This is a genomic window from Nocardioides oceani, assembly GCF_030412965.1.
GTDB lineage: Bacteria > Actinomycetota > Actinomycetes > Propionibacteriales > Nocardioidaceae > Nocardioides > Nocardioides oceani.
The window spans coordinates 76,006-91,213 of record NZ_JAUHJQ010000001.1; the positions used below are offsets into that span (position 1 = coordinate 76,006).

Here is a 15,208-nt window from a genome sequence, read left to right on the forward strand (position 1 = left end):
GCGGCCGTCACGCCGGTCTAAACCCGGCGCGGGCCCACGGCCACCCATCCGTAGAGTGCAGTCGTGGGTAAAGCAGCTGCAGCACGCAAGCTCGCCGGCGCCGCGGCCTTCGGCGGGGGCGGCGTGTCCGCCCTCGGCGCCGCGCTCTACGGCGTGATGCGGGTGGAGGCCAAGCTCGCCCGCAAGACGATCGGCGAGCCGCGCGACGAGCCGCCGCCGGACGCGACCGGCTGGTACGGCCGCGGCCGGCCGGGCCCCGCGATCAAGGTCGCGCTGCTGGGGGACTCCAGCGCGGCCGGGTACGGCGTGGAGCGGGTCGAGGAGACCCCCGGCGCCCTGCTCGCCAGCGGCGTCGCCGAGCGCGCGGACCGGCGGGTCTACCTGCGCAGCTTCGCGGTCGTCGGCGCGAAGTCCTCCGACCTGGACCAGCAGATCTCCCGCGCCCTGCCGATCGAGCCGGACGTCGCGGTCATCCTCGTCGGCGCCAACGACGTCACCCACACCGTGCTGCCCTCCCACTCGGTGCGCCACCTGGCGGAGGGCGTGCGCCGCCTGCGCGAGGCCGGCGTCGCGGTGCTGGTCGGCACCTGCCCCGACCTCGGCACCCTCAAGCCGATCGCCCCGCCGCTCAAGCAGGTCGCCCGCGCCTGGTCGCGCCGGCTCGCCGCCGGGCAGACCATCGCCGTGGTCGAGGAGGGCGGCCGGACGGTCTCGCTCGCCTCGATCCTCGGGCCGGAGTTCGCCGCCGCCCCCGCGCTGCTGTTCGGGCCCGACCAGTTCCACCCCTCCGCCCAGGGCTACCGGTCGCTCGCCTCCGTGCTCCTCCCCTCCACGCTGGCCGCGCTCGACCTGCTGGCCATCGACGAGGTCGAGGTCGAGCCCTACCGCGGCGAGGGCGTCCTGCCGATCACCGCGGCCGCGCTGCAGGCGGTCAACACGCCGGGCACCGAGCTCGGCGGCACCGAGGTCGGCGGCAACCGCCGCGGCGTCCGCGGCCTCTGGGTCGAGCTGCGGCACCGCCGTCGCCAGCCGGCCACCGACGGCACGGCCCCCGAGGAGACCGACGACGACGCGGCCGCGGCCGACCCGGGTGCCTCCGGCTCCCCCGAGGCCCAGCCCGCCGACGCCTGACCCTGCCCCGTCCGCACCCTCCCTGGTGGCCGGTGCGAGCGGCGTACGGCGGATGTCACGGGCGACCAGGACGCACGAACGGCCCCGGACCGCAGTCCGGGGCCGTTCGCGTACCGCGCCGACCGTTGCGGGGGTCGGAACCTGAGGGGTCAGTCCTGGCTGAAGATCGCCAGGAGGCGCAGCAGGTTGGTGTAGATCCAGACCAGGCTGACGGTCATCGCGAACGCCGCGCGCCACGACTCCCGCTCGGGGACCCGGTTGGCCACGCCCTGCTCGACGAAGTCGAAGTCGAGGATCAGCATGAACACACCGAGCACCAGGCCGGCGACCGAGAACAGCAGGCCCATCGCGCCGAAGCCGTGGAGGCCGATGGCGGAGCCGAAGAACCCGAGGACGATCTCCATCAGGCTCAGCGCCAGCATGCCGAAGACGGCGGCGACGACGAAGGTGCGGAACTTCTGGCCGACCTGGATGTTGAAGAACTTGTACGCCGCGAGCGTGCCCGCGAACGCCGCGAAGGTGCCGATGACCGCCTGGGTCACGATGCCGCCGCCGAACTGGGCGTCGAACAGCTTGCTCAGGCCGCCGAGCGCCACACCCTCGAGCGCCGCGAAGGCCAGCACCAGGGCCGGGCTGATCACGCGCTTGAAGGAGTTGACCATCGACAGCACGAAGGCACCGAGGGCGCCGATCATGACGGCGCCCGTGATCGCACCGAGGTCCTCGGAGCTCACGACGCCGCTGATGTCGGGCGTCATCACCCAGGTCAGGAAGGCGAAGACGATGACGGTGCCGAGGGTGATCGCGGTCTTCTGGACGACCGAGTCGATCGTCATCGGGCCGCCGGTCACCTGCGGGGTGGTCGGCGCACCCGGGGTGCCGACGCCCCACTGGGACGGGTCGGAGCCGTAGCCCGGGTAGGCGGCTCCGTTGCCGGCGTACGTCTGGTTGCCGTAGGCGTTCGCGCCGCCGCGGTTGAACTCCTCCGAGCGACGGAACACCGGGTTGTTGCTCTGCATGGTCTCTCCTTGGAGGCCGTGGAACTGGTGGGCCCACCCTAGTGGGGCCTGTGCAGGTACAACGCCCGGCGAGCGCCCGGCGTTCCCGCCGCGGCGCCTTTCTTCACCGGGCGCGGACGGCCCTGACCACGGAGTCGTGGACGGTCGCCGGCCGCCCCTCGACCAGCTGCTCGCGCGCCTGCACGTCGGCGACCCGGACGTCCCAGACCTGCGGGTCCAGGTGCGCCACGACCTGCTCGGGCGTCGGCATCAGCGGCAGCATCGCGGCGTGCTGGTCGCGCGCCGCGAGGTCGCGCGGGTGGTGCCCCACGAACAGCAGCGTCCCTCCCGGCCGCACCGCCTCGCCCAGCCGGCGCAGCAGGTCGCCGAGCAGCTCGGCCGGCGGGTGCAGGAAGTGCGCCGAGACCAGGTCGTACGCCGCCGGGAGCCCCTCGCCCGCGACGAGGTCGACCTGCCGCCACTCGACGGCCACCCCGGCCTCGGCGGCGTGCGCCGCGCCCCGCTCCAGCGCCACGCGGGACACGTCGACGCCGGTGACCTGCCAGCCCTGCCGGGCCAGCCACACGGCGTCGGCCCCCTCGCCGCACCCGACGTCGACCGCGGTCCCGGGCGGGAGGTCGGCGGCCTGCTCGACCAGGCGCCGGTTGGGCCGGCCCGACCAGACGGCGTCCGTGCCGCCGTACCGCTCGTCCCAGAAGGCCGCGGTCCACATCGCCGGGTCGATCCCCCGGTCGTGGTCGTCGCCGTGCCGGTGCTCGTGCTGCTCGTGCTGGTGCTCGCTCATGTCCCCCAGCGTGGCGCTTCAGGTCGACCTGAAGTCAAGCGGCGGGACGAGCCGGTGCCCCCGGCGGGACTCGAACCCGCACCTCGCCGCTTTTAAGGCGGCTTCCTCTGCCAGTTGGGACACGGGGGCCCCGCCACGGACGTGGCTAGAGGTAAGTCTTGCGCGGATGGATGGCGTGCGCCCCGGCGACCCGGTCGAGGAACAGGAAGCCGTCGGTGTGGTCGATCTCGTGCTGGAGCGCGCGTGCCTCGAACGCGTTCGCGGTGAGGGTCACCTCCGCGCCGGTCCCGGGCAGCTGCCCGCGCACGACCAGGCGCGAGGAGCGCTTCACGTCGCCGGTGAGGTCCGGGACGCTCATGCAGCCCTCGCGGGCCTTCTCGTTGCGGCTGGCCTCGACGATCTCGGCGTTGCACAGCACGAACGTGCCGTGGTGGTCGCGGGTCTTGGGGTGCTCGGAGACGTCGACGCAGAACACCCGGGCGGCGACGCCGACCTGGTTGGCGGCGAGGCCGACGCAGCCGGGGCTGACCCGCATGGTGGCGACGAGGTCGGCGGCCAGCTGCACGGTCGTCGGGTCGGTCGGGTCGACGTCGGCGCCGCGGGTCGAGAGCACCGGGTCCGGGGCGCGGACGACGTCGAGCACCCGCCCCTCGACGCCCAGCTCCCGCTCCGACCAGCCCTGGACGGTGGGGTCGACGCTCACAGCTCGTCTGCCTCCACGGCGCGCAGGGTCGCGCCGACGCCGAGCTCGGCCGCGGCGGCGGAGACGGCCGCCTCGAGGGCGGGCACGTCGGCGTCGGCCGGCAGGTCGATCTCGGCGACGAGGAGGTAGAGGTCGCCGGCGAGGCGGGTGGTGAGGTCGGTGATGTTGCCGCCGACCGCCGCCACGCGGGCGACGACGGAGGACACGATGCCGGGGCGGTCGCCGCCGTGGACGGTGAGCACCCACGAGGCGCCGGCCGGGCCGGCGGCGTCCGCCTGCGGCACGTCGCGCACGGTGACGGTCAGGGTGCCGTCGGCGGTCAGCGGCTGGAGCGCGGCCTCGATGGCGTCGGCCTCGACGGGGCCGGCGCACAGCAGCATCATCGCGAAGTGCCCTCGCAGGAGGGTCATCGTGGAGTCCTCGAGGTTGAGCCCGAGGTCGGCGAGGCGACCGGTGGTCTCGGCGATGATGCCGGGCCGGTCGTGGCCCAGGACGGTGATGGCGTGCAGGGGTGCGGGGGTGCTCACCGGGGCATTCTCGCAAGGGCCGCCGCGCGGCCGAGCACCTCGTCCAGCATCGCCTCGGTGAGCCGGCCCGTGAAGGTGTTCTGCTGGCTGGGGTGGTAGCAGCCGAGCAGCGTCACCCCGGCCGCGCCCGCCCGCGCCAGGTGCGCCTCGGCGCCGTGGCCGAACCGCGGCTTGGGGACGGGTACGTCGTGCCCCGCGCGGCGGTAGGTGCGCAGCGCCGCGTCCCACCCGAAGGACCCGAGGGCGACGACGACCCGGACGGAGCCCGCGACGAGCGCGACCTCGCGGTCCAGCCACGGGGCGCAGGTGTCGCGCTCCTCGGGCGTCGGCTTGTTCAGCGGCGGGGCGCAGCGGACCGTCGCGACCAGCCGGGTGTCGGGCAGCTCGAGGCCGTCGGCGGCGTGCACGCTGGTCGCCTGGGTGGCCAGGCCGACGCGGTGCAGGCTCGCGAAGAGCCAGTCACCCGAGCGGTCGCCGGTGAAGACCCGGCCGGTGCGGTTCGCGCCGTTGGCGGCCGGCGCGAGGCCGACCACGAGGATGCTGGGGTGCTCGGCGCCGAACCCGGGGATCGGCCGCCCCCAGTAGGGCTCACCGGCGAACGAGGCGCGCTTCGCGTGCGCCACGTCCTCGCGCCAGCGGACCAGCCGCGGGCAGGCCCGGCACACGCTGACGCCGGCCCCCAGCTCGTGGAGGCCGGCGTCGCGGGCCAGGCGGCGTACCCCGGCGGCCGTGGTCGCCACCGGCGTGCCCGGCTCGGCGGGGTCCCCCGGCCAGCCGGTGCCGGGCGGCACGGGCGAGGCGAAGGGCTGCCCCGTCGCCGGGTGCGGCAGCAGGGTCAGGGCGCGGGCTGGATCGAGGCCTCGCGGCGGGCCTTGTCGGCCACGCTCGACGCGGCGTCGGTGGCCTTGTCCTTGGCCGCCTCGGCGGCGGACGCGGCCTGCTCGGTGGCCTTCGCGGCCGCCGACTGCACGGTCGGGTTCTCGGCGACCTTCTTCGCGCCGGCCCGGATCTGCTCGTAGCGCTCGCGGCCGGCCTTGGAGCCGAGGACGTAGCCGATGCCGATGCCGGTCAGCAGGATGAGCTTCTTCACGAGGTGCTCCTTCGTGGGATGCGGTGCGTGCGGTCCTCCTCCGGTTGCCGCTGCGCCGACCCCCAAACGGGTGGCCCCGGGTGCGCCGCGCCTCAGTCGAGCAGCGACCAGGCGATCCCGTCGAGGATGTCGGCCTCGGAGACGACGAGCCGGCCGACGCCCGAGCGCCGCAGCACCAGGCGCAGGACGAGCGCGCCGGCGCCGATGACGTCGGCCCGGCCGGGGTGCATGAACGGCAGGGCGCGCCGCTGCTCGACGCTCATCGCGAGGAGCCGGTCGATCGCGGCGTGGACATCGTCGACGGCCAGCACCTGTTGGTCGATCGAGCCGGCGTCGTACGCCGTCAGGCCCAGCGCAGCCGCGGCGACCGTGGTGACCGTGCCGGCGACGCCGACGACCGTCGCGGCGTCGGCGGGGTCGACCGGGCAGGCGTCGAGGTGGGCGTCGACGTCGCGCTCGCACGCCTCGACCTCGGCGGCCGTCGGCGGGTCGGAGAACGCGTGCCGCTCGTGCAGGCGCACCGAGCCGACGTCCATCGAGTGGCCCGCGGACACGCCGCCGGGTCCGCCGAGGACGAGCTCGGTCGAGCCGCCGCCGAGGTCGACGACGAGCACCGGCCACGCCGGCTCCGAGCGCAGCCCGCGGACCGCGCCGGCGAAGGAGAGCGCGGCCTCCTCGGCCCCGGTCACCACGTCGGGGTCGATGCCCAGCCGCTCGCGCACGCCGGCCGCGAAGACGTCGGCGTTCGCGGCGTCGCGGGTGGCCGACGTCGCGCACAGCCGGACGCGGGTCGCGCCGTGCTCGCGGATGGTGGCCGCGTAGTCGTCGAGCGCCGCGAACGTCCGCGCCAGCGCCGCCTCCGACATCCGCCCGGTGGCGTCGATGCCCTCCCCCAGCCGCACCACGCGCATCTCGCGCACGACCGGCCGGTCCGGGGACTCGCCGACGAGCAGGCGGATCGAGTTGGTCCCGCAGTCGATCGCGGCGATCACGCCGGCGGGGCCTCGGGCGTGACGCACGGGCCGGCCGACCACCACTCGCCGAGCTCGTCGAGCACCTCGTCGCCCAGCGGGTTGACCCCACGCCCCTGCGCGAGCGCCTGCCCGGCGAGCACGTGGAGGCACTTGACCCGGTCGGGCATCCCGCCGGCGGAGATGCCGGCGATCTCAGGCACGTCGAGCCCGGCCTCGTGGCCGATCGCCTCGCGCGCCTCGAGGTAGCGCTCGTGCGCCGCGGCGTACTGCTCGGCCAGCTCGGGGTCGGTGGCGAGCCGCTCCTGCATCTGCCTCATCAGCCCGGACCCCTCGAGGGTGCCGATGCGGGACGCGGCGCGCGGGCAGGTCAGGTAGAACGTCGTCGGGAACGGGGTCCCGTTCGGCAGCCGCGGCTCGGTGGTCACGACGTCGGGGTTGCCGCAGGGACAGCGGTGCCCGACCTCGTGGATGGCGCGCGGCTCACGTCCCAGCTGCGAGGCGATGGCCGCCTCGTCGCGGGGGTCGATCACTCGGTCTCCTCGTCCTGTTCCTCAGCACTGCCGTCGATGGTCGTCGCCGGCGGCGGCTCGTCCTTGGGCGGGTGCCCGGCCAGCTCCACGGAGCTCCAGGCGTCGACCCACCAGGCGGTCGGCGTCCGCTCCGGCAGGTCGTCGGGGTCGCTCAGCGTGGCCCCCGTGGTGAGCGGCTCGCCGTCCTTCAGCACGACGAATGGCGTCTCGCCGCGCATGACGTAGCCCATCTCCCGCGCCTGCGACTGCACGAAGGCGGGGTCCTGCCAGCGCTTCTTCTCCCGCTCCAGGTCGTCGATCGCGGCCTTGCGCTCGTCGATCTGCGCCTTGAGCTCGGCGATCTCGGCGCGCTGGTGCAGGAACGCGCGCATCGAGGAGGCGTAGGAGACGGCCAGGACCGCCAGCACCAGCACGAGCACCGCCGCCCGACCGGTGAGCCGGGGGCGGCGCTGCGCGGACGCCGGCGACGACCCGCTGCGTACGCCGCGTGCCGCTCCGGCCGCGCCGGTCCCGCCCGGTGCCGCCCGGCCGGGACCGGTGCGACCCCGGGGGCGGCGTGCACCCCGGGGGTCGCGTCGGTCGTCGGCCATGGGGCCAAGCCTGCCTGACGATCAGCCCTGGTAGCGGGGGAACGCGCCGGGGCCGGCATAGCGAGCCGCGTCACCCAGCTCGTCCTCGATGCGCAGGAGCTGGTTGTACTTCGCGACGCGCTCGGACCGGGCGGGGGCGCCGGTCTTGATCTGGCCGCAGTTCGTGGCGACCGCGAGGTCGGCGATCGTGGTGTCCTCGGTCTCGCCGGAGCGGTGGCTCATCATGCAGCGGTAGCCGTTGCGGTGGGCCAGCTCGACGGAGTCGAGGGTCTCGGTGAGCGAGCCGATCTGGTTGACCTTGACCAGCAGCGCGTTGGCCTGGCCGCCGGTGATGCCGCGCTGGAGCCGCTCGACGTTGGTGACGAACAGGTCGTCGCCGACGAGCTGGGTACGGCTGCCGAGCTGGTCGGTGATGGCCTTCCAGCCCTCCCAGTCGTCCTCGTCGAGCGGGTCCTCGATGGAGACGATCGGGTAGGAGGAGACCAGGTCGGCGTAGTACGCCGTCATCTGCTCGGCGCTCTTCTGCTGGCCCTCGAAGGTGTAGGAGCCACCCTCGCAGAACTCCGAGGCGGCCACGTCGAGCGCGAGCACGACGTCGCGGCCCAGGGTGAGGCCGGTGGCGCCGACGGCCTCGGCGATCAGGTCGAGCGCGGCGCGGTTGGACTCCAGGTCCGGCGCGAAGCCTCCCTCGTCGCCGACGCCGGTGGCCAGGCCGCGCTTCTTCAGCACCGACTTCAGCGCGTGGTAGACCTCCGCGCCGGTGCGCAGCGCCTCGCGGAAGGTCGGGGCGCCGATCGGCGCGATCATGAACTCCTGGATGTCGACGTTGGTGTCGGCGTGGGCGCCGCCGTTGAGGATGTTCATCATCGGCACCGGCAGCAGGTGGGCGTTGGGTCCGCCGACGTACCGGTAGAGCGGGAGGCCCGCGGAGTCCGCGGCCGCGCGGGCGACGGCGAGGGAGACGCCGAGGATCGCGTTTGCGCCGAGCGTCGCCTTGTTGGGCGTGGCGTCGGCGTCGAGCATCGTCTGGTCGACGACGCGCTGGTCGTCGGCGTCGAGGCCCTCGATGGCGGGACCGATCGTCTGGATCACGGCCTCGACGGCCTTCTCGACGCCCTTGCCGAGGTAGCGGTCGCCGCCGTCGCGCAGCTCGACCGCCTCGAAGGCGCCCGTGGAGGCACCGCTGGGGACCGCGGCGCGCGCGAACGCACCGTCGTCGAGGAGCACCTCGACCTCGACCGTGGGGTTGCCGCGCGAGTCGAGGATCTCGCGGGCGCCGACAGCTTCGATGGATGCCACGGGGCTGCTCCTGGGCGGGGTGAGGGGGTGGGACGAGTCGGCGCCGAGCCTAGGGGATGGCCCCCGCGCACCTGGCTAGTGTTCGGCTGGTGCAGAGCTACCGCGACCACGACGCGACCGGGCTGGCCGCCCTGGTCCGCTCCGGAGACGTCACCGCCGGCGAGCTGCTGGCCGCGGCCCGTGCCCGCGCGGCGGAGGTCAACCCCGGGCTGAACGCGATCATCCGCGACGTCGACCCTGCGTCGGTGCCCATGCCGTCGGGTCCCGAGCCCGAGGGTGGCCGGCCGTTCGCCGGCGTGCCGTTCCTGCTCAAGGACCTCCACCAGGACGTCGCCGGCCTGCCCACCAGCGGCGGCAGCCGGGCGCTGAGGGACCACCCCGCGGCCGAGACCGCCACCGTGGTGCAGCGCTGGCTCGACGCCGGACTGGTGGTCTTCGGCAAGACCAACAGCCCCGAGTTCGGCGCCAAGGGCATCACCGAGCCGCACGCCTTCGGCCCGACCCGCAACCCCTGGGACACCGACCACACCCCGGGCGGCTCCTCCGGCGGCAGCGCCGCCGCGGTCGCCGCCGGCATCGTGCCGTGCGCGGCCGCCAGCGACGGCGGCGGCTCCATCCGCATCCCGGCCTCGGCCTGCGGGCTGTTCGGCCTCAAGCCGAGCCGTGGCCTGCTCCCCTACGGGCCGGCTCGGGGCGAGCCGTTGGGCGGCACCGCCACCGACGGCGTCGTCTCGCGCAGCGTCCGCGACACCGCCGCGATGCTCGGCGTTCTCGCCGGCCCGACCGAGGTCTCGCCGTACCTCCCCGGCGGCCTCTCCGCCGACGGCTTCGCCGCCGGCCTCGACCGCGAGCCCGGCCGCCTGCGGATCGGCATGACCGCCGACAGCGCCATCAACCCCGACCCGCACCCCGAGGCCCGCGCCGCCGTCCGCCGGGCCGCGGACCTGCTGGCCGACCTCGGCCACGAGGTGGTGGAGGTCGCGATGCCGGTCGACGACGCGCGCTTGGCCCAGGACTTCCTGACGACCTGGTTCGCGCACTGCGCGGTGTCGGTCGACGAGGCCCGCCGGCTCACCGGCGCCGGCGAGGACGCCTTCGAGCCCGACACCCGCGTGATGGCCGCGCTGGGCCGCGCCACGAGCGCCACCGACTTCGTCCGCGCCGTCGAGGGCCGCCACGAGCACGTACGCCGCCTGGCGGCCTTCCACGCCGAGCACGACCTGCTGCTGACCCCGACCACCGCGACGCCACCCCCGCGGATCGGAGCGTTCGACCTGCCGGCGCCGGTGGCGCTCCTGCAGCGGGCGCTGCTGACCGCCCGGGCCGGCGGCGTGCTGCGGTTCACCCCGATCGTGGACCAGATGATCTCCGAGAACCTCGGCTGGGTGCCCTACACCCAGCTGGCCAACCTCACGGGCCGGCCGGCGATGAGCGTGCCGCTGCACTGGACGCCCGAGGGGCTGCCGATCGGCGCGCAGCTCGTCGGCCGGCTCGGCGACGACGCCCTGCTGCTGCGGCTCGCGGCGCAGCTCGAGCGGGCGGCACCCTGGTGGGACCGGCGCGCGATGGCGGACTGACCCCGGCGCCCGGCTCACGGAGGGTCAGCCGAGCACGCGCCGCACCGCGTCCCGGAGCGCCTGCTCGGGGTCGGTGCCGGCGGCGCGGGCCTCGGCCACGAGCGCGAGCAGCCGGTCGCCGAGGTCCGCGGCCGGGTCGGCCCCGCCCAGGTCGGCCGGGGTCCCGGCCCGCTCGAGCCGGTCGAGCACCTTGTCGGCGTACAGGAGCGCCGGCAGGCCGGGCGGCAGCCCGTCGGTCACCGACGTGCGCTGCTTCTCGGTCGCCTTCGCGGCCTCCCATGCCTCGTTGACGGCGGCCGGGTCGTCCGCGTCGACGCCGGCGGCCTCGGCCGCGGAGCCGAAGACGTGCGGGTTGCGGCGGCGCATCTTCGCGGTCACGTCGCCGGCGACGTCGTCGATGGTGAACGCCCCGCGCTCCTCGGCGACGACCGCGTGGAAGTAGACCTGCAGCAGCAGGTCGCCGAGCTCCTCGCGCAGGTGCGACCAGTCGCCGGTCTCCTCCCCCACGTCGATCGCCTCGAGCGTCTCGTGGGTCTCCTCGAGCAGGTAGCGGGCCAGCGAGCGGTGGGTCTGCGCGCGCTTCCAGCCGCACTCCGCGCGCAGCCGCCGCATGACGGCGAGGAACTCCAGGAGGGGTACGTCGTCGGCGGACCCGGGGACCTCCGGCACGCGGGTCAGCCGCAGCGCTGCGCGTCGGGCAGCGCGGCGGCGTACTCCTGGTCGGGCGACTCGGCCATCGCGGCCGTGGCGACGTCGCCGACCGCGACCGAGGTCTCGGTGTCGGTGTCGAGCGGCTGGCCGTCGCGCAGCTCCACCCCGTAGCGCGGGTTGAGCTCCACGTCGTTGTCCTCGATCCACGCGGCCAGCGCCTCGTTGCCCAGCTGCGCGACCTGCTCCTCGGTCGGGTCGGCGACGCCCTGCTCCTCTGCGAGCGTGCGCCCGACCCCGAGGACGAGGTCGCTGACCAGGCTGCCGGCCGACTCCACCTCGACCACGGCGTCCTGCTGGTCCTCGGGCAGCTGGGCGACGGCCTGCTCCAGCTGCGCCACCTGTCCGGCGTACTGGTCCCCCGGCTCGACGCCGTGCTCGGCCGCCAGCTGCTCGGCGGCCGCGGCGAGCGCGAGCTGGCCGGCGACCCCGCTGGTCAGGTAGCGGTTCGGCAGGACCTGGCCCTCGAGCTGCGGCGTGATCGCGTCGCAGTACGACGCCGCGACGGCGTCGACGCGGTCCGTCGTGATCGAGGTGTCCCCCACGGAGGCGGCGAGGCCCGGGGAGAACCCCGTCCCCGCCACCCCGCAGCCGCTGAGCAGGCCGGAGGCGAGCAGGGTCGAGGCGGCGGCGAGGCCGAGGAGGGGACGGGCTTGCTTCACGGCGTCTCCTGGAGGTGGACCGGGGCGGTCAGCTGGTGGTCTCCGGCGGGTCGATGATGGCGTCGATCACACCGTGGGCCCATTGAAGCAGGGCGATGCCGGCGATGGGCTTGCCCCCCACGACCGCGGTCTGCGGGCGCGGCACGAGGATCGTGTCGAGGTTCGCCTTGACGATCGACCTCGGGTACATCCGGTTGAGCCGGACGACCCGCGACTCCGGCAGGCTGACCGGCGCGAACCGGATGTTCTTGCCCGCGGCCGTCACCTCACCGATGCCGGCCTTGCGGGCCCGGGCGCGGAAGCGCGCGACGAGCAGCAGCGAGGCGACGACCTCCGGCGGCTCGCCGTACCGGTCGACGAGCTCCTCGCGGATCTGGTCGACGTCGGTGTCGCTGCGGACCTCGGCGAGCCGCTTGTAGACCTCCAGCCGCAGCCGCTCGCTGGGAATGTAGTCGTGCGGCAGGTGCGCGTCGACGGGCAGCTCGATGCGGACCTCGTTGAGCTCCGGCTCGGCCTCGCCCTTGAACTCGGTGACGGCCTCGCCGACGAGCCGGACGTAGAGGTCGAACCCGACGTCGGCGATGTGGCCGGACTGCTCGCCGCCGAGCAGGTTGCCGGCGCCGCGGATCTCGAGGTCCTTCATCGCGATCGCCATGCCGCCGCCGAGGTCCGAGTGCTGCGCCAGTGTCGCGAGCCGCTCGTGGGCGGTCTCGGTCAGCGGCTTCTCGGCCGGGTAGAGGAAGTAGGCGTAGGCGCGCTCGCGGGACCGGCCGACGCGACCTCGCAGCTGGTGCAGCTGGGAGAGGCCGAGGGTGTCGGCGCGCTCGATGATCATGGTGTTGGCGTTGGAGACGTCGAGGCCGGACTCGACCAGCGTGGTGCACACCAGGACGTCGAAGCGCTTCTCCCAGAAGTCGAGCATCACCTGCTCGAGCTGCTTCTCGTTCATCTGGCCGTGCGCGGTGGCGACGCGCGCGTCCGGGACGAGCTCGCGGATCTTCGCGGCGGCCTTCTCGATCGAGTTGACCCGGTTGTGGATGTAGAAGACCTGGCCCTCGCGCAGCAGCTCGCGGCGCACGGCGGCGATCACCTGGCGGTCCTCGTACGCGCCGACGTAGGTCAGCACGGGGTGCCTCTCCTCGGGCGGGGTGGTGATCGTCGACATCTCCCGGATGCCGGTGATCGCCATCTCCAGGGTGCGCGGGATCGGCGTCGCCGACATCGACAGCACGTCGACGGAGGTGCGGAGCCGCTTCATCTGCTCCTTGTGCTCCACACCGAAGCGCTGCTCCTCGTCGACGATGATCAGCCCCAGGTCCTTGAACCGGATGTCCGGGTTGAGGAGCCGGTGGGTGCCCACGACGATGTCGATGCTCCCCTCCGCGACCCCCGCCATGACCTCGGCGGCCTCCTTGTCGCTCTGGAAGCGCGAGAGCGCCTTGAGCACGACCGGGAAGCCGGCCATCCGCTCGGCGAACGTCGAGAGGTGCTGGGTGACCAGCAGCGTCGTCGGCACGAGCACGGCGACCTGCTTGCCGTCCTGCACCGCCTTGAACGCCGCCCGCACCGCGATCTCGGTCTTGCCGTAGCCCACGTCGCCGCAGACGAGGCGGTCCATCGGCATCGTGCGGCGCATGTCGGCCTTGACCTCGTCGACGGTGCTCAGCTGGTCGGGCGTCTCCTGGAACGGGAAGGCGTCCTCGAGCTCGCGCTGCCACGGCGTGTCCGGCCCGAAGGCGTAGCCCTGCGTCGCCTGCCGCGCGGCGTACAGCTTGATCAGCTCGGCGGCGATCTCGCGGACGGCCTTGCGGGCGCGGCCCTTGCGCTTGGCCCAGTCGGCGCCGCCGAGGCGGTCCAGGCTGGGCTGCTCGCCGCCGACGTACCGGGTGACCTGGTCGAGCGCGTCGGCCGGCACGTAGAGCCGGTCGGCCGGGCCGCCACGCTTGGAGGCGCCGTACTCCAGGACGAGGTACTCGCGGACCGCGCCGCCGACCTCGCGCTGCTTCATCTCCACGAACCGGCCCACGCCGTGCTGCTCGTGGACGACGTAGTCGCCGGCCTTGAGCTCGAGGGGGTCGATCTGCTTCTTGCGGCGGGCCGGCATCTTGCGCATGTCGCGCGTGGAGGACTTCTGGCCGGTGAGGTCCTCGCCGGTGAGCAGCACCGTGCGGCCCTGCTCGTCGACGAAGCCGTGGGCGGCCGAGGCGCAGGTGACGGTCACGACGTCGGCGGCGGGCGGCTCGTCGAGGTCCTCGACCAGCCGCGCGGGGACGTCGTGCTCGGCGAGCACCTCCACCATCCGTTGGGCCGGGCCGTGGCCGGGGTGCGCGACGACGGTGCGGTAGCCCTCGGCCAGCCAGGTCGCGATGTCCTTGACCGCGCGCTCCAGGTCGCCGCGGTAGGCGTCGACCGGCCGCATCGGCAGCGCCCGGCTCGGCACCGCCCCGTCGATCGCGTCGACGTCGGTGACCGGACGGGCGGCCCCGCCACCGCCGTCGCCGCCGATGCCGAACGGGCTCATCGTCCACCACGGCTTGTGCTGGTCCAGGGAGTGCTCGCGCACGTCGGAGAGCGAGCGGTACGACGCCGCGCCGAGGTCGATCGGGGCGGTGCCGCCGCTGGCGGCCGCGGCCCAGCTGGCCCCGAGGAACTCCTCGCTCGTGGCGACCAGGTCGTGGGCGCGGCTGCGGGCGCGCTCGGGGTCGAGCACCAGCACGTGGGTGTCCGGCGGCATCAGGTCGACGAGCAGCTCCATCTCGTCGACGAGCACCGGCGCCAGCGACTCCATGCCCTCGACCGCGATGCCCGCGGCGATCTTGTCGGTCAGCTCGACCAGGGTCGGGTGCTGCCGGCCGAGCTCGGCGGCCCGCTCGCGCACCTCGTCGGTGAGCAGCAGCTCGCGGCACGGTGGCGCCCAGAGCCGCTCGGCCTTGTCGAGGGTGCGCTGGTCGGCGACGGAGAAGGTGCGGATCTCCTCGACGTCGTCGCCCCAGAACTCCACCCGCAGCGGGTGCTCCTCCGTGGGCGGGAAGACGTCGACGATCCCTCCGCGGACCGCGAACTCGCCGCGCTTCTCCACCAGGTCGACGCGGGAGTACGCCGCGTCCGCCAGGCGGCGTACGACGTCGTCGAGGGGGGCGGTGTCGCCGGGGACCAGCTCGACGGGGGCGAGCTCGCCGAGGCCCTTGACCTGCGGCTGCAGGACGCTGCGGACCGGCGCGACGACGACCTGGAGCGGGCCGTTGCTGGCGTCGTCACCGGGGTGGACGAGCCGGCGGAGCACCGCGAGCCGCTTGCCGATGGTGTCGCTGCGCGGGCTGAGCCGCTCGTGGGGCAGGGTCTCCCAGCTCGGGTAGTAGGCGATGGTGGCGGGGTCCAGGAAGCAGCCGAGCGCGTCGACCAGGTCCTCGGCCTCGCGCGCGGTCGCGGTGACCGCGAGGACCGTGCGGCCGGCCCGGACCAGGCCGGTGACCACGAACGGCCGCAGCGCCTCCGGCCCGGTGAGGTCCAGCGCACGGACCGCCCCGCCGCGGGCGTCCTCGACCGCGGTGGCGAGGGTGGGGTCGGCGAGGACGGCGTCGGCCAGGCCGGTGAGGCTCACGGTGCTCCTGTGT

15 protein-coding genes and 1 tRNA gene are annotated in these 15,208 nt (G+C 74.5%); 2 read left to right on the top strand and 14 right to left on the bottom strand.

Annotated elements, in window-relative coordinates; all coding sequences use genetic code 11:
* Window positions 1-63 precede the first annotated feature (63 nt).
* Window positions 64-1,131, top strand: coding sequence for an SGNH/GDSL hydrolase family protein (locus QWY28_RS00410; protein ID WP_300950325.1), 1,068 nt, complete (start codon window positions 64-66; stop codon window positions 1,129-1,131).
* 149 nt (window positions 1,132-1,280) lie between these two features.
* On the opposite strand, the gene QWY28_RS00415 is transcribed toward QWY28_RS00410, so the two are convergent.
* From QWY28_RS00415 to eno, 11 genes are all read right to left on the bottom strand, one after another.
* Window positions 1,281-2,150 carry a Bax inhibitor-1/YccA family protein gene (locus tag QWY28_RS00415; protein WP_300950326.1) on the bottom strand — a complete coding sequence of 290 codons (870 nt, stop codon included), beginning with the start codon at window positions 2,148-2,150 and terminating at the stop codon, window positions 1,281-1,283.
* 103 nt (window positions 2,151-2,253) lie between these two features.
* Window positions 2,254-2,934, bottom strand: coding sequence for a class I SAM-dependent methyltransferase (locus QWY28_RS00420; RefSeq protein WP_300950327.1), 681 nt, complete (start codon window positions 2,932-2,934; stop codon window positions 2,254-2,256).
* Window positions 2,935-2,989: 55 nt separating this feature from the next.
* Window positions 2,990-3,063: transfer RNA gene (locus QWY28_RS00425), tRNA-Leu, on the bottom strand.
* A gap of 16 nt (window positions 3,064-3,079) precedes the next feature.
* The gene (gene def, locus QWY28_RS00430) at window positions 3,080-3,637 is read right to left on the bottom strand and encodes a peptide deformylase (RefSeq protein WP_300950328.1); all 558 of its coding nucleotides are present in this window, start codon (window positions 3,635-3,637) and stop codon (window positions 3,080-3,082) included.
* Window positions 3,634-4,164 carry a glycine cleavage system transcriptional repressor gene (locus QWY28_RS00435; protein ID WP_300950329.1) on the bottom strand — a complete coding sequence of 177 codons (531 nt, stop codon included), beginning with the start codon at window positions 4,162-4,164 and terminating at the stop codon, window positions 3,634-3,636. Before QWY28_RS00435 ends, def begins: the two co-directional genes overlap by 4 nt.
* Window positions 4,161-5,003, bottom strand: a complete 843-nt coding sequence (locus QWY28_RS00440; RefSeq protein ID WP_300951285.1) for a uracil-DNA glycosylase — start codon at window positions 5,001-5,003, stop codon at window positions 4,161-4,163. The genes QWY28_RS00435 and QWY28_RS00440 overlap by 4 nt, the downstream gene beginning before the upstream one ends.
* Window positions 5,000-5,254: a hypothetical protein gene (locus tag QWY28_RS00445; RefSeq protein WP_300950330.1), complete on the bottom strand. Its 255-nt coding sequence runs from the start codon at window positions 5,252-5,254 to the stop codon at window positions 5,000-5,002. Before QWY28_RS00445 ends, QWY28_RS00440 begins: the two co-directional genes overlap by 4 nt.
* A 92-nt stretch (window positions 5,255-5,346) precedes the next feature.
* A complete protein-coding gene (locus QWY28_RS00450; protein WP_300950331.1) occupies window positions 5,347-6,246 on the bottom strand; it encodes a Ppx/GppA phosphatase family protein in 900 nt (299 codons plus the stop codon).
* Window positions 6,243-6,758 (bottom strand): DUF501 domain-containing protein, encoded by a 516-nt coding sequence (locus QWY28_RS00455; RefSeq protein ID WP_300950332.1) that lies wholly within the window; start codon window positions 6,756-6,758, stop codon window positions 6,243-6,245. The genes QWY28_RS00450 and QWY28_RS00455 overlap by 4 nt, the downstream gene beginning before the upstream one ends.
* On the bottom strand, window positions 6,755-7,348 hold the full coding sequence (locus QWY28_RS00460; protein WP_300950333.1) for an FtsB family cell division protein: 594 nt from the start codon (window positions 7,346-7,348) through the stop codon (window positions 6,755-6,757). The genes QWY28_RS00455 and QWY28_RS00460 overlap by 4 nt, the downstream gene beginning before the upstream one ends.
* Window positions 7,349-7,369: 21 nt before the next feature.
* Complete coding sequence (gene eno / locus QWY28_RS00465; protein WP_300950334.1) at window positions 7,370-8,647, bottom strand: phosphopyruvate hydratase; 1,278 nt, start codon at window positions 8,645-8,647, stop codon at window positions 7,370-7,372.
* Between the two features lie 89 nt (window positions 8,648-8,736).
* Between eno and QWY28_RS00470 the strand changes: the two genes are divergently transcribed.
* Entirely contained in the window at window positions 8,737-10,224 is a 1,488-nt protein-coding gene (locus QWY28_RS00470) for an amidase (protein WP_300950335.1), read from the top strand.
* 24 nt (window positions 10,225-10,248) lie between these two features.
* Here the strand turns inward: QWY28_RS00470 and QWY28_RS00475 are convergent, their stop codons facing one another.
* Genes QWY28_RS00475 through mfd form a run of 3 tightly spaced genes read right to left on the bottom strand, consistent with a single transcriptional unit; the run spans window position 10,249 to window position 15,195 of the window.
* Complete coding sequence (locus QWY28_RS00475) at window positions 10,249-10,893, bottom strand: nucleoside triphosphate pyrophosphohydrolase (protein WP_300950336.1); 645 nt, start codon at window positions 10,891-10,893, stop codon at window positions 10,249-10,251.
* Between the two features lie 5 nt (window positions 10,894-10,898).
* Window positions 10,899-11,594 (bottom strand): hypothetical protein, encoded by a 696-nt coding sequence (locus tag QWY28_RS00480; protein WP_300950337.1) that lies wholly within the window; start codon window positions 11,592-11,594, stop codon window positions 10,899-10,901.
* A 28-nt stretch (window positions 11,595-11,622) separates the two neighbouring features.
* On the bottom strand, window positions 11,623-15,195 hold the full coding sequence (gene mfd, locus QWY28_RS00485; RefSeq protein ID WP_300950338.1) for a transcription-repair coupling factor: 3,573 nt from the start codon (window positions 15,193-15,195) through the stop codon (window positions 11,623-11,625).
* Between the last annotated feature and the right edge of the window lie 13 nt (window positions 15,196-15,208).

Bases quoted from the DNA above. Each gene is read 5' to 3' on its own strand.
- QWY28_RS00415 (WP_300950326.1), bottom strand. From the start codon at position 2,150: ATGCAGAGCAACAACCCGGTGTTCCGTCGCTCGGAGGAGTTCAACCGC.
- QWY28_RS00420 (WP_300950327.1), bottom strand. From the start codon at position 2,934: ATGAGCGAGCACCAGCACGAGCAGCACGAGCACCGGCACGGCGACGAC.
- QWY28_RS00460 (WP_300950333.1), bottom strand. From the start codon at position 7,348: ATGGCCGACGACCGACGCGACCCCCGGGGTGCACGCCGCCCCCGGGGT.